10 protein-coding genes, 1 tRNA gene and 1 pseudogene are annotated in these 13,117 nt (G+C 41.2%); 6 read left to right on the top strand and 6 right to left on the bottom strand.

Features of this window, described 5'->3' with window-relative positions:
• Positions 1-107 precede the first annotated feature (107 nt).
• The 3 genes and pseudogenes from PI95_RS26810 to PI95_RS26800 all read right to left on the bottom strand — a co-directional run.
• Positions 108-434 (bottom strand): annotated as a pseudogene (locus PI95_RS26810) (TonB-dependent siderophore receptor); the annotation flags it as partial.
• Positions 435-584: 150 nt separating this feature from the next.
• The gene (locus PI95_RS26805; protein WP_039754736.1) at positions 585-1,577 is read right to left on the bottom strand and encodes a helix-turn-helix transcriptional regulator; all 993 of its coding nucleotides are present in this window, start codon (positions 1,575-1,577) and stop codon (positions 585-587) included.
• Between the two features lie 195 nt (positions 1,578-1,772).
• A complete protein-coding gene (locus tag PI95_RS26800; RefSeq protein WP_039754738.1) occupies positions 1,773-2,714 on the bottom strand; it encodes a serine hydrolase in 942 nt (313 codons plus the stop codon).
• Between the two features lie 12 nt (positions 2,715-2,726).
• On the opposite strand from PI95_RS26800, the gene PI95_RS26795 reads away from it, so the two are divergent.
• Together PI95_RS26795 and PI95_RS26790 are read left to right on the top strand one after the other, a co-directional pair.
• Entirely contained in the window at positions 2,727-3,449 is a 723-nt protein-coding gene (locus PI95_RS26795) for a C40 family peptidase (protein ID WP_039754739.1), read from the top strand.
• Positions 3,446-4,459 carry a glycosyltransferase family 2 protein gene (locus PI95_RS26790; protein ID WP_039754741.1) on the top strand — a complete coding sequence of 338 codons (1,014 nt, stop codon included), beginning with the start codon at positions 3,446-3,448 and terminating at the stop codon, positions 4,457-4,459. Before PI95_RS26795 ends, PI95_RS26790 begins: the two co-directional genes overlap by 4 nt.
• A 109-nt stretch (positions 4,460-4,568) precedes the next feature.
• Here the strand turns inward: PI95_RS26790 and PI95_RS35355 are convergent, their stop codons facing one another.
• The gene (locus PI95_RS35355; RefSeq protein WP_201280618.1) at positions 4,569-4,745 is read right to left on the bottom strand and encodes a hypothetical protein; all 177 of its coding nucleotides are present in this window, start codon (positions 4,743-4,745) and stop codon (positions 4,569-4,571) included.
• A 366-nt stretch (positions 4,746-5,111) separates the two neighbouring features.
• Between PI95_RS35355 and PI95_RS26785 the strand changes: the two genes are divergently transcribed.
• The gene (locus PI95_RS26785) at positions 5,112-5,357 is read left to right on the top strand and encodes an AbrB/MazE/SpoVT family DNA-binding domain-containing protein (RefSeq protein WP_039754742.1); all 246 of its coding nucleotides are present in this window, start codon (positions 5,112-5,114) and stop codon (positions 5,355-5,357) included.
• Positions 5,344-5,733, top strand: coding sequence for a PIN domain-containing protein (locus PI95_RS26780; protein ID WP_039754743.1), 390 nt, complete (start codon positions 5,344-5,346; stop codon positions 5,731-5,733). The genes PI95_RS26785 and PI95_RS26780 overlap by 14 nt, the downstream gene beginning before the upstream one ends.
• A 75-nt stretch (positions 5,734-5,808) precedes the next feature.
• Here PI95_RS26780 and PI95_RS26775 read toward each other — a convergent pair whose 3' ends face one another.
• A complete protein-coding gene (locus tag PI95_RS26775) occupies positions 5,809-10,788 on the bottom strand; it encodes a LysM peptidoglycan-binding domain-containing protein (protein WP_163519225.1) in 4,980 nt (1,659 codons plus the stop codon).
• Positions 10,789-11,150: 362 nt separating this feature from the next.
• Between PI95_RS26775 and PI95_RS26770 the strand changes: the two genes are divergently transcribed.
• A complete protein-coding gene (locus PI95_RS26770) occupies positions 11,151-12,380 on the top strand; it encodes an MFS transporter (protein ID WP_039754744.1) in 1,230 nt (409 codons plus the stop codon).
• A 98-nt stretch (positions 12,381-12,478) separates the two neighbouring features.
• On the opposite strand, the gene PI95_RS26765 is transcribed toward PI95_RS26770, so the two are convergent.
• Positions 12,479-12,552, bottom strand: a tRNA-Arg gene (locus PI95_RS26765).
• A 33-nt stretch (positions 12,553-12,585) separates the two neighbouring features.
• Here PI95_RS26765 and moaC point away from each other — a divergent pair.
• Complete coding sequence (gene moaC, locus PI95_RS26760; RefSeq protein WP_039754745.1) at positions 12,586-13,095, top strand: cyclic pyranopterin monophosphate synthase MoaC; 510 nt, start codon at positions 12,586-12,588, stop codon at positions 13,093-13,095.
• Positions 13,096-13,117: the final 22 nt, after the last annotated feature.

Here is a 13,117-nt window from a genome sequence, read left to right as displayed (position 1 = left end):
GGTTTCACAAACAATAGACACTCATTGACAGCCTTCATCCGAAAATGTCGTGGGGTGTTGAGGATCTAGTAAACAAGGCTGTCCATTTTTGTCCAGGTTCAGCCCAAGGGAATATCAGCAATAAAATTATTACCAGTACTGCGATTAGTGATTTGCAACTGTTCACCAATGGATGTCTGTAAAATCACCTCCACACCCTTATCAGTGGGATTTGCCTTAACTGAGGTAACTTGCACAACTTCTGTTTGTGGCGTTTGCTTGTCTTGTTCTATCTGAGCCAACCATTCTTTCACTGTTCTTGCACGGTCTAGCTCTTGCACGCGAGGAATTTTAGTAACTTCCTTTGCTTGAGTTGGTTGTATGACAACAGCAATAAGAAAACAGGAAATGAACAACGATGTCAATGACGGGCTACGCCTACGCAACAGTTTCATAACTCCACACACCCAACCGTATTTCTGAAAATAGAGCTTGCTATTTGAGAATTATTATTATGTAACTCTATTCAGGAGAATACGAAAATTTAGGCGTTTGCATATATCTGAAACCGGATTTTTTTTATCTGAATCGGGATTTCCCTTTTGCTACAAGCCTTTGTGCTGACGATAATCTCTAGGAGTGACGCCAAATTGCCGCTTAAAGAGGTAGCCAAAATGACTTGTGCTTTCATACCCCACTTGATAAGCAATTTCTGCGATCGCCAAATTAGTGCCTCGGAGTAACTGTTTTGCCTGCTCTAGCCGCAGGGATTGCACATACCCACACACCGTAGTGCCAAAAACTTCTCGAAATCCACGCTTGAGCTTAAAGTCATTGAGTCCGATTTGTCTGGCTAGATTTAGTAGAGAAGGTGGATTCTGAAGCTTTTGATTTAGAATGGCTTTAGCGTGATGTAAACGTTCAATTTCATCGGGACGAAAAAAGAGCGATCGCTGCAATAAGAGATTATTTTCCCCCCACTGAGCAATCTGAAGTACTAGTAGTTCCAACACCTTTGCTTCTAAATACATTTGTCTGAGTGTTTCTCGAAACGGACACTGCAATATTTGCTTCAGCACCAGTCGCATTGCAGGTGTGATGGCTCCTAACGGCTGATGAAACCGCTGCTTTGTGGGATTTTCTATCAACTGCTGGAGCAAAACAGGCAACTCCTCAAAGCTGCTTTGGAAACTAGAAAGTAAATCAGGATACCAATAAATGCTAATACACTGCTTGCGCTGGTTCGCGGTAAAATGCTCAAACTCCTGAATATCAGGCAAGTAAAATAAGTAGTTGTAGCCTGCAACTTCTTCGTAATCGTCACTTACACCAGGCACATTTGGCGTAGTGGTTCTCATACCACCAGACAGAAAAAATTTAGATGTCAGAAAAGGCAAATCATCGTGTTCACCTTCAACAATCACTGCTTCAGAATACTCGCTTTCATGGATTGCTAGCTCAAGGTTATGGCGAAGAAAAGTCCAGTCACTGCTGCTTTGACCAAACCAAGTAGATAATTCTACTTTTCTCTCACAGTCATTGTGCTGCACATCGTTAGACAATTCACCAAAGTCTGTATCGGTTAGCCGAATGGTCATGGTAATACTCTCAACTGCTTATTGAGAATAGTATCAATCAAAACAGCGAAAAAAATTGAAAATTTTGTTCAACTAGGTAATGAAAAATTTGACTCAACTTCATTTATATAAACTCCAGTAAGGGCGGGGAGACCCCACACGCCACATTGCTCAACGGGGGGAACCCCCGCACGCAAGTGGCTCCCCTACGCGGCGTTATGCTAAACTGCTAATTGATAAAGCAATTTGTTGGGAAATAAAGGGCAAAATTTCGCGGCTTTTGGCATGTGCTTTGCCTTCTGTAAATACGACTAAAAGATAGGGACGCAAATCTGGTAACTCGATGTAAGCTGCGTCATGACGAACTTGACTTGTCCAACCGGCTTTTGACCAAATTTGCGCGTTTTCGGGAAGTCCACTACCTAAAAAGCCTGTAATTTGGTCTTCTTCAACGTCTGTTGGTAAATCTTCTTTTTTGAGACTGCGTTTGAGTAAAGCCATCATTGCTTGCGATCGCCCGCTTGACACTGCCACCCCACCGACAATACTATGCAATAATCTGGCAGTGGCGTTTGTTGTCAACATGTTGCGATTCTCCAGCATTTCTCCATAAAATGCCCGTTCCCGTCCATAAGGACCATCACCCCACGTTTTTTGGCAAACGTTTATCGTCTCTAATTCTTCCCACCCCAAAGACTTGATATAGCGGTTAACAATATTGCGTTGATGCTTCCAAGTTTCAAATGGTCCTGCCGATAATTCGGGTCCGGAAGTGGTTCCACTCAGCATATCCATAACTAAGCTGGTACCATCATTGCTAGAATCAACTATCATATCTCGCATGGCTCTTTCCAATTCCTTGGAAGTTTGAAGCATTTGCTTTTCCAGCCATTCGTTTACCGCTACCATGTAAAACAGCTTTACCACACTCGCAGGATAAATTCGCTCAACGCCACGATAAGTAAAACCACGTACAGAATGGTTCCAAAAAGCATTTGGAGTTAAAGCACCACCAGTATTTACAAGTATCGGCGGATCGTAGACAATCCAAGTCAGAGCAATTTGGTTACGGGCTAAAGTGGGAAATTGTGCCCAAGTTGCCTCTAAAATGCCTAACCCAAGATTTTCTAGTTGTTCGTCTTGATTAAAAAAAATCATTGTTCTTGAAGAATGTCCTTTAATCTAAAATCCAAAATCCAAAATCCAAAATCTGATGAGTATCACTGTCTTGCTGACCTAAATTTATATGATTCTCCTGAATGTACGCGCTTGGCAACTCAAGCCGCAACTGGGCGACATTTGCGGATAACATCAAATGATAATGATTCAGCCGTTGAGGTCTGTTTGTGTGAGGATGATTATCCAGGATGGGTTTCGCCGACAGATTTGAGTTTATTACAATCTGCTACTGTACCTTATGAAGCTACTGCTTTTTCTCAATCTCAAATAAAAAAACTGCTCGCAGAGGTAATTGTTTTTACGCAAAAAGCGATGCAACAAGCAAATTATTACCTCTGGGGTGGTACCGTAGCGCCAAATTATGATTGTTCGGGGTTGATGCAGGCAGCTTTTGCTTCGGTGGGTATTTGGCTACCTAGAGACGCTTATCAGCAGGAAGAATTCACTCAGCAAATTAGTACAGCAGAACTAGAGGCGGGGGATTTGGTATTTTTTGGCACTCCCCAAAAAGCGACTCATGTCGGACTTTATTTGGCGGATGGTTATTACATCCACAGTTCTGGCAAAGATAAGGGACGAAATGGTATTGCAATTGACTGTTTGACGGAACAGGCAGATGCGGTTAGTCAGTCATATTATCAGCAACTGCGAGGTGCTGGTAGGGTTGTGAAGAGTTACGAACCGCAAAGACGCAAAGGACGCGAAGGAATATGAGGGGTGGGTTGATTTCTAAAACGATAACTGGGCAAAATGAGGCGATTTCGGCGATTGTCCCAGATGTTTCGGTTGTGGTGCCGATATATAATGAGGTTGAATCGATACCGCATTTGTTGGAGGCGATCGCTTCTACTTTAACTGCAAGTGAGTTAAGTTATGAGATTATTTGTGTAGATGACGGTTCTTCTGATGGCAGTGCGGAGTTTCTCAGAAGAGAAGCGCAAACACGCAACGATTTAAAAGCGGTAATTCTGCGACGCAATTACGGTCAAACGGCAGCGATGTCTGCTGGATTTAATCATGCTTTAGGGAAAGCGATTGTCACTTTAGATGCTGATTTGCAAAATGACCCAGTAGATATACCGATGCTGCTGGCAAAGTTGGAAGAAGGTTACGATTTGGTCAGCGGTTGGCGGAAAAACCGTCAAGATGGTGCTTTGAAGCGGTTACTTCCTTCTAAAATTGCTAACTGGTTAATTAGACGGACTACTAGCGTGAATATTCATGATTATGGTTGTTCGCTGAAGGCTTATCGCGCCGAATTGGTCGCAGATATGAACCTTTATGGCGAACTGCACCGATTTTTACCAGCTTTGGCGTACATTGAAGGAGCAAGAATTACCGAAATTCCGGTACGTCATCACGCCCGCCGCTTTGGTCAGAGTAAGTATGGATTATCGCGTACTTTCCGGGTGTTGATGGATTTGCTAACTATTTTATTCATGAAAAAGTTCCTCACTCGTCCGATGCACGTTTTTGGACTGTGGGGTTTAATTTCCATGCTTTCCGGTGGTGCGATCGCCATTTACTTGACTTTTGTCAAATTAGCTTTTCATCAGGATATAGGCGATCGCCCTTTGCTGATTTTGGCGGTTCTCTTATTAGTAGCTGGTGTACAGCTTTTTTGCTTCGGTCTTTTGGCAGAGTTGCTAATGCGTACTTACCACGAATCCCAAGGACGCCCAATTTATCGCGTGCGTGAGGTAGTCACTAAAAGCGTTAAGTAAAGTTACATTATAAAAAGTGTCAACAAGTACGGGCGCTCTTTAGGCTGCCCGTACAATAATTTTGTTGGTTAACCGTTTCGCTGATTCGTGCAAAATCTTTTCTTTGGAGTTAGAACTTAATGAGTCCTAAATAAGCAGTTGCGGCAATCAGAATAATTGTTATAACGCCCAATGCAACACTTAGCCCAAATTCAAAAGGAGCTTTTTCGTTAAGTTCCTCTTTGCTTTCATATGGCTGGGAGTTAGTAGAAATATTGGGGGAATTCGTTTTATTTTCACTATTCATGACTATTATGGTTGATGCTCATTATTACTTAGTTTGCTGCAACTCTCAAAAAATACATCTAGCTTAAGAAATACCAAAAAAGGTATAGAAAAAGACTCAATAAATTCTTTGTTTTCCTAAACCCTGGATAGACATTTCGTCAAAAATGCAGCGATACCTGCGACGGGCTGGCTGTGCCAACGCACTCTGGGTAATCACAAACACCGTAGACGCATACGGGCTTTTAGACATCGCACTTTCAGCTAAATAGACCACATTTGCCGTAGAGAACAATGCTGTGTCCTTACAGTCTGATTCAAATACGTGAAAACTGGTGTACAATCGACTTGATAATCTAGTAAGGAATAAAAGTAAGGAATTTAAGTAATGGCTAGTGCAACCATCACGACAAAAGGACAAGTAACTATCCCTAAAGAAATTAGAGATTACCTCAATTTAGACACAGGTAGCAAGGTTGATTTTGTGATTGATGAAAATGGGATAGTGACACTTATTCCCTTGAATATCCCTGTTCAAAGCTTATCAGGAATTTTACATCGTCCAGGAATGAAAAGCGCAACTTTAGAGGAAATGGAAACAGCAATTAGAGAAGGATCAAGTGATTGGAGTTGATACCAATATTTTAGTGCGCTACCTGACGAAAGATGATGAGCAGCAGTGGGAGAAAGCTGTTGAAATTATCGAAGGAACAGAGCAGTGTTTTGTTGCTAATATAGTTCTGTGTGAATTAGTTTGGGTTTTGCGCGGTAAGCCTTATCAATTTAGTAGGGAAGAAATCAGTAAGACTATAGAGATGATGTTGCAATGTGCAGTTTTTGAGTTAGAAAATCGCTCTGTAGTTTATCAAGCTTTGCAGCGTTTTAAGCAGGGAAGTGCAGATTTTTCTGACTATTTGATTTGGGCGATCGCTCAACAATTTGGTTGTAGTACAACAGCAACATTTGATAAAAAGTTGAGAGACAACAAAGGATTTAATTTGTTGGAGTGATAACCAAGCGATCGCACTTTGGGTAGTTACAAAGGCGATCGCACTTTTGGACGACTAGTAAGAGCGATCTAACACTTACTTAGTTATAAACTTGATAAGCTGTGTTGTTGGTTCTAGTTTTTTTGCTCGCTCCAAGTCTAGAGATTGTAAAAAAGTATTACTACCTTTTGCAAATGTCTCTGCTAAGGTTATCCAAGAATTTAATTTTTCTAGATTGTCTACAATTTGTTGGGCTGGTGCTAAGAGTGAGTATTGTGAGTAGAATTTGAATGTTGGTAGTTCCTCTGCAAGAACCTTAATGCTTATTTCCGTTAATTTAGCCAATTCTTGCTTATTAAGCCAGTTGGAAGCTTCCAAGGATTTTCTAGCATCTTCAGATGTATTTAAGTTAAATTCGCCATCTGCTGCCAAACTTTTAACGTTTTCTTGCAATACTTCAGCATAAATTGCTGACCATAGTTTCATCTTGAGAGAATAATTTTCTTCAAACACTTTTGGCAACCCAAATTCAAACAGAAGATCCATCCCTATTTTTGCTAAATTGTAAGCAGCAGCATAAGTACCAGTTTTAGTAATTTTCAAGCTGCCTCCCGGTGGAATAACAACATTTCGGATTTCTGTTTTTTCTGAACTACCTAATGAGTTTCTTGGATCTGTAAAACCGTAGCCTTCAGTAGCTAGCCTCCATAGTCTTTGTATTGATTCAATTCCAAACCCAAAAACACTAGTTGGATTTCTAATACCTTCAATTCCCCTGATTTCAACTAATTGACCCTGAGCATTTCTAACCTCAATTACTCCCTGAGCATAACCTGTGTTAAATACATCAAAACTCAATACTCTAGAGCCATTACTAAGGTCTTTATAGTTCAATCTATCTATAATAAAAGCGTAAGTCCCTATCAAGCCTTCAACCTTTTTAGTAACAGAACCAGGATCAATGGTGATTCCGGAAATTGATTGTGAATCAGTTCCTTTAATAGATATCCAGGAAGGCGGTTGTCCTGTTCTCAGAGCCTCACTCTTACCTGTTTGCTGATTGAAAACAATTTTTCCTCTCTCAAATTCTGCCCAAATAGTGACACCATCTGCTGCTTGTTGCTCTGCTTTAGTGGGTAAACCAAGCCAGCTATTTGCTGCTCCCATATCTTCATAGAAGCTGCCAATACTTCCCCATGTTGCTACGGAACCAAGAGTAGGATGGTTGTAGATTCTAGCTTTACCACCAGAACCAGAGAACCCTTGCCAAATACCTTTAGTTCCAGTTTGAGAAGCTGTGAATTGAGTTTCTTCATTAGTAGGCAAACCTAATGCACCGTAAGCACCACCCCATTTCAAGTACTCCCGCAGGTTATCTCCATGCACCCAATAGGCAGTGCTTTTACCGTCTTGCAGTGCTAACAATCTTTGCTCACCATTAGCAGCTTGGAACTCCTCAAACCATCCACTTCCATCATTCGTACTAACATGGGTAGGTGAGATGATAAGTTTGCCAACAACTCCAAGACCACCAATACGATTAATTGCGTTATTTACAGCGATATCAAATACAGATCCCGTTTGTGCTGGTTGTTGCGGTGGTACAAATGGCGAATTAGAGTTGTTGAACAGCACAGGAATATCGATCACTTGTCCGCCATAAACATTGTTAGGATTGGAAATTCCATTACGTTGAGCGATGACGCTATAGCCATTAGCATCACCCAAAGTTCGTTGTGCGATCGCGCTCAAACTATCACCAGACTTAATTGTGTAACTAGTCCACTGATAAGCCTTTCCTCCATAGTTAAAGCTACTTCCTCCCGTTTGCGGCGGTTGCGAAGGTGTTTGTACAGGAGGATTAGAGCCATTGAGCAATAGTGGAACTTCTATTACCTGTCCTGCATTGATTTTGTTAGGGTTAGAAATACCATTACGTTGAGCGATGAAGTTATAGCCATTAGCATCACCCAAAGTCCGTTGTGCGATCGCGCTCAAACTATCGCCATCCCTAATTGTGTAACTAGTCCACTGATATGTGTTTCCACCATAGCTGAAGCTACTCCCTCCCGTTTGTGGTGGTTGTGAAGGTGTTTGCCCATACATCTCCGTCCGAGTCGATCCGTTGTTCCAAACAATACGTCCCTTCTCAAAATTCTGGACGACAACCCCATTACCAATACCAACCTCACCACTGGTAGGCAAACCTAAACGACCTTTTTCACCACCTTCAACTTTTAGGTACTGAGAACCAATTCCGCCGTAAACAGTAAAGATTCCTTTATCTGACTTGATTATTGCCCCACCTTGGAAGTCTTGTCTCAATGCACCGTTTACAGTGCTGTAGCGGTCAGAAGTGGGGTAATACAGAATCCCGCCAGCACCCCCCGCTTCTACGAATTTATTCCAAAAGTCACCGCCAACCCAGTAAGAATTATCGTTGGCGTTCGACTTCATAATTCCGCCCTTACCGTCAGAACCGCCCGTGAAGTCTTGAATATAGCCATTTCCCCAAGAATGCACATTGTTGATTGGGGAACCTAAGCTTGCTGTACCACCATCCCGATTGAAGGTATTTCTATAGGTTGAATTAATAGCAACGCCATCATAACCGACGACATTAATAAGCTGCCCTTGCCAATTTTTAATTGTGATCTTATTGTCAGCAGTTACACCAATAAAGCCATTTTCAAAGGTTTGGTAATGCTTATAGCCATTGACATTAGATTGTTCAGTAATTTGTGTAGCAAATCCTAATCCACCATTTTGTCGTTCGTAACCACCCGTTAAGCGATAAATATCTAACATCGCTCCTTGTACTCGATATGGTCCACCTTGAGTTAGTTGCTGACCATTTTTCACCGAGAAAATGTTGATGATATTTCCTTGGCTATCTGCAAACTCTTGTACCCACCCACCAGCAACATAACGGACTGCGGTAGTTGGAGTGCCTACATTTTTACTCCAATAACTGTAATCATTTTTCCACTGCAACTCTGTACCATCAGGCGCACCTTGCCCTACTAAAGCAAAACTACTAGCTTTTTGGTTATAAAATGGAGTGACAATGCCATTACGATTAGTCAGCGTACCACCTTCAAAATCCATCACAAAACTGCCATCATCTTTTTTATAGATGGGGGAAGTTGGCAAACCTAAACCAGAGTAAACACCAAATAATCCATTAGTTGTGTTCTGGTTAGCATATTGGTTGTTCGTATAATAATCAGCTATGGAACCATACATGAGAGAAGTAGCATATTGACTCTGATATACGCCAATTTCATTACTATTAAAGAAAGATCGAGTTACGGGTGTATTGTAATAAGTGTTATTAGTGGGTGAAGGATCGGTATAATTATAATTACCCAAAGAAGTAGCAGAAAGGTTGAGATTGTAGTTAGTATTTATGCCATTTCCGCTTGGATATATCCGAACATAATAGTTACCTGAAAATAAAGGTACACTGATTGATTCTGCTGAACTGCCTGTCAGGATTGAACTTCCCAAGATTTCATTAGCATCTATTTGAGAATTGCCATTAATATCTTGAATTAGTTGCACATCTGCATTACCACTCAAACCACTGAGAGACAAATTAAAATTACTGGGACTACTAACACTAAATTTGTAATAGTCATTAGTATCAGCATCACCGACAAAATCACTAAAATATTGTTTACTACTCAAAGTACCTATATTGCGGGCTTGAATTAAACTATTGCCAGCATAATCAAAAGGTACTGAATTGATTGTGAAATTAGCATCACTAAAATCAAAAAGATTACCATTATTCACACTGGTAATCTTTATTTTATAATCAGAGCCGCTAGCTAAATTGCTAGGTAGAGTCCATGTTTCACCGCCATCACTCGTTGTAGAACTGAATAAGGTGCTGTATAAATTACCAGCTTTATACAAGTCTATCTTCACATTTTCAGAAATATTGTCATTCCAAGTAATGTTGTAACTATTACCTGCTTGTAAACTATTTCCACCATTGGGATTAATAACTGTAATATTAGGTTGATCATTATCAGCAATTACGACTGTAGTATTATTAGCAGCACCAATGACATAATTAGTATTATTTGCTAAGGCTAAAACTACTGTTTCATTGCCTTCAAATACTGAATCATCAATCGGATTAATATTAATAATCGCTGTAGATGCACCAGCAGTGAAGGTAACACTATTGGTTAAGGTGCTGTAGTCTACACCGTTGGTGGCTGTTCCTCCCACTGCGTAATTCACGGTCAGTGCGGAAGTAGTACTTCCTGTGCGGGTGAAGGTAAATTGACCGGGGTTGGCAATTTGTCCAGTTAAGGTTTCACTTGCATTCGCATCGTTGGCACTGATAGTAATAGTGGGTAGAACTAACGTTGACTGTTCAACTTTAAGAAGTTGACCATCAACATAAATCGTGGTGCTATCGTCTTCAGCACGAATTTCTGCAATTTGATCTGCATTCAGATGCTGACCTGTGACGACTGCTGCAAACATTTGCCCTTCATCACCAGGAGTATCTGCTACATTCAATTGCTTATCGAGCCAATGTCCAATTTCTTCTAGTATTGTGTTGCCAATCTTGACTGTATTTCCACTATTAAGTAATCTTTGTGAAAGATAAATTTTCTCTGTTGCTTCAGCAAAAGCCCCTAATGTATTAGTGGGAAATACAGATTCCTCACGCACTTCAATTTTTGGGAGATTGCTAAAGTCACCTACCAACCACTGATAAATAATTCCATTTAGTTTCTCAATATTAAAATTAGCTCCAAAAATCGACTGCATCAGTTGCCCACAATTAGGCAATTGCACAAATTTATTCAATGACTGCTTTAAAAAAACCGCAGAGTTAAGCTTATCATAAGTCGGTAATGGCAACAGACGATCGCTAAAAGAACTGCTGACTGTTAAATTATAGTTTTCAATTTTTAGTTGGCTAAATCCACTATTAGTTTGCGAAGATGAGAAAATTCCTCTGTTGGGTTCTAGATTTAATTCTGAATTATGAAATGTTGGATTGATAGATGTATTTAAAGGATTTTGTTGGGACAGAGGAGACTCAAACATTAATCTTTCTCAAACAGTTTGAACCCAGCATAAAATCACCTATCTTGATTTGTCAGGAAGAAATTTTAATCTTTACTGAGTCTTTAATCTCAAGGAGGATGTGTAAAAATTGATATTATAATTTAATGAAGAAAAGATTAATACCAAAACCCTAATAAGCGCGATGCCAAGTAAAGTGATGTAGCTTTGTTGCGCCGCCTTTAAGCTTGACGTGGTTTATACGGTACTGTTGATCGCTTGTTAATTAATCGTTCAATATGCTGTAGGAGCGATCGCCACTTTACGTAAGAGACTCTGACCACGTTAGAATTGACCAACAGCACCGAAAGCTTAAACAAACTAAACATTAACTTGCATCTACCGTGAAACTATTTCGCTCATTTGATGCCCGATTGCGGCGAAAGAATTTGCTGATTTTATTTACAGCAGGTTTATTATTCTGGTCTAGTATGGGTTCGTTACTACCAACTCTACCGCTTTACGTTGAGCATGTGGGCGCAACTAAGCAGCAAATTGGCATTGTTATGGGTAGTTTCGCCATCGGTTTGTTGCTATCTCGTCCTTGGTTGGGAAAAACGGCGGATCGGCGAGGTCGTAAAATTGTCTTGCTCATTGGTACACTAGTAGCAGCGATCGCACCTTTTGGTTTTTTGGTAGTTAAATCGATTCCTCTGTTGATGGTGCTGCGTGCTTTTCACGGCATTAGTATTGCTGCTTTTGTCACAGGTTATCTAGCGCTGGTAGCAGATTTGTCAGATGAAACCAATCGCGGTGAACTCATCGGTTACATGAGTTTGGTAACTCCAATCGGTTTGGCTATCGGACCTGCGATTGGCGGTTATTTACAAGCTGCGGCTGGTTACACGGCGTTATTTGTCTGTACAGCAGCATTAGGTGGATTGGCGGCGTTATGTGTGTTAGCAATCGTTAATCCACCAGTCAAAACTACTGAATTGAGTGAAAATAACAATAGTCAACTGTGGCGAATTTTGATTAGTCCGAGAGTGAGAATTCCGGCTGTAATCATGTTTGCGATCGGCTTGGCTTTTGGTAATTTGCATACCTTTGCGCCGTTGTATATCAAGTCAACAGGGGTGGATTTGAATGCAGGATTGTTTTACACGGCGGGAGCGATCGCTAGTTTTAGTGTACGCTTATTCGCGGGTCGAGCAAGCGATCGCTTTGGTCGTGGTTTATTTATTACCATCAGCTTAGTTGTTTACACTATAGCGATGTTACTGCTGTGGAAAGCAAATAGCGCCGCTACTTTTCTATTTGCAGCAATTATAGAAGGTGCTGGTGCTGGTACTTTGATGCCGATGATTTCGACAATGGTAGTTGATCGCGCCTTACCCCAAGAAAGAGGGCGGATGTTTGCTGTATGTCTTACAGGATTAGATGTGGGGATAGCGATCGCAAGTCCAGTTTTCGGTTCGATTGCCGATCAAGTAGGCTACCGCGATATGTTTAGTTACGCTGCTTTGCTAGTTTTCCTAGCATTTGTGATTTTCATCACCATGTCTGGCAAAGACTTAGCTAACTCATGGCGATTTGCGATCGGTCGCACTCCAGATATCTACGCCTTAAAATAAGTTAGGAGTTAAGAGTGAGGAGTTATAAGTTGAAATTTTTCACTCTTAACTCTGTACAGACGCGATTAATCGCGTCTCTACTTCTAACTTTTAATAAACGGGCGAGGAGGGATTCGAACCCCCGACACCGTGGTCCGTAGCCACGTGCTCTAGTCCACTGAGCTACACGCCCTAACAGATAAACATCATAACACATCCCCACCAAATGACACAAGACAATTTTTCAGATAATTCTGTCAACTTAACTCATCTAGATCGTCAGGGACGCTCCCAGATGGTAGATGTATCTGACAAAGCAGCCACAGTTCGCCAAGCCGTAGCCACAGCCAACGTGCGGATGTTAAGCGAAACCTTCGCCGCGATTGAAGCCGGAAATGCTCCCAAAGGAGATGTATTGGGAACTGCGAGGTTAGCGGGCATTATGGCAGCTAAACAGACATCTGCTTTGATTCCTTTGTGTCATCCTTTGCCACTGCAAAAAATTGAAGTGCAGATCGTACCCGATCCGCAACTACCCGGTTATCAAATTTATGCCACAGTCAAAACCAAAGCGGAAACAGGGGTAGAGATGGAAGCTTTAACCGCCGTTTCCGTTGCGGCTCTAACGTTGTACGATATGGCGAAAGCTTTAGAAAAGTCGATTCAAATTGAATCAATTCGGCTGGTAAGTAAGATGGGTGGAAAATCAGGAGATTATTTTCCGCAATTGATATGAGGCGATCGCCAAACAGAAAAAG

It is taken from the genome of Hassallia byssoidea VB512170 (assembly GCF_000817785.2).
Lineage (GTDB): Bacteria > Cyanobacteriota > Cyanobacteriia > Cyanobacteriales > Nostocaceae > Hassallia > Hassallia carrinoi.
The sequence above is the reverse complement of the archived record's forward strand: the minus strand, read 5'-3'. Positions and strand labels throughout refer to the sequence as shown.